Here is a 743-nt window from a genome sequence, read left to right as displayed (position 1 = left end):
TTTATTTTGATAATTATCATCATCTTCATTATTGATATCTTCAAGAGGAATTGCATAATCATAGCTGTCCAGTGTAGTTTGCAACGCTCGAAGTAAAGCATCAGCACCTTTATTAGATACTAAGCATGACCGAATACTAATTGATTCTTGATTAATTCCAATATGTTTAGTTGTACCTCCAAATACCAATAGCCATTCATTCTCATTATTGATATTCAACCCTATTTTTTCATCAAAATATTCATCTGTGATATTATCTCTCCAATCTTTATCAAACTTGTCTATTCCGGTTTTCCAATATTGTGAATCAAGAGGAATAGGTTCTCTTATGTCAGACAACCAAAAACTTCCAAAAGCATTAGCATGAGAAGCTAACCAATATTCCCAACTATCCCAAGAATCTGTTTTAAGTAACGGTTCATTTTCTAATAAGAAATTAGCAGCACAGAACATTGCGTGATATTCAAAGTAGCTCTCTAAATCTTCAATTTCAGGATTAGTACCATGTCTTTTATACATCTTACCCCATTCTATATCAGATAGTTGATCTCTTAAATAATCATCATCATTAGGGTCTCCTACATACCCCCATTTCTCTGTAATAAACCTATCTCCAATATCAGCTACATCATACTCAGATAAATTAAAACATCTCGCAAGCCTACTATACCAATATGGTAAAGTATCCAATGAATCGAACTTAAATTGCCAATCTTTGTCTGATTTTGATAAATATTTTCTTT

1 pseudogene is annotated in these 743 nt (G+C 32.0%); it reads right to left on the bottom strand.

From position 1 onward, the window contains the following. Positions 1–743, bottom strand: a pseudogene (locus WA338_RS18840) (AAA family ATPase); the annotation flags it as partial.

Origin of the sequence: Leeuwenhoekiella sp. CH_XMU1409-2, assembly GCF_037029365.1 — a bacterium.
Lineage (GTDB): Bacteria > Bacteroidota > Bacteroidia > Flavobacteriales > Flavobacteriaceae > Leeuwenhoekiella > Leeuwenhoekiella blandensis.
The sequence above is the reverse complement of the archived record's forward strand: the minus strand, read 5'-3'. Positions and strand labels throughout refer to the sequence as shown.